This is a genomic window from Pseudomonas sp. SDO55104_S430, from assembly GCF_054070595.1.
Genome location: NZ_JBSVXG010000512.1, coordinates 1 through 320, shown reverse-complemented (window position 1 = coordinate 320; position 320 = coordinate 1). Strand labels below are relative to the sequence as shown.

Annotated in this window: 1 tRNA gene; it reads right to left on the bottom strand. The window is 51.6% G+C overall.

From position 1 onward, the window contains the following. Nucleotides 1-127: 127 nt before the first annotated feature. Nucleotides 128-212 (bottom strand) — tRNA-Leu (locus tag ACW9JE_RS30945). Between the last annotated feature and the right edge of the window lie 108 nt (nucleotides 213-320).

Here is a 320-nt window from a genome sequence, read left to right as displayed (position 1 = left end):
ACGACAACGGGAGTCACAATCCCGTGCTCTACCAACTGAGCTACGCCCACCATATTGCGTGTCAAAGAAGCCAAACAACTTCTTCGTTAAACCCCACCATGCCAAGTGGCACATATGAAGCTTTATTTGGTGCGGATGAAGAGACTCGAACTCTTACGCCTCGCGGCGCTGGAACCTAAATCCAGTGTGTCTACCAATTCCACCACATCCGCGGCTTGAAGCTTTAAAACAAAGGCGCCAGACCGTTAAATCTGGCGCCTTTCGAAATATGGGGTGGACGATGGGGATCGAACCCACGACAACGGGAGTCACAATCCCGT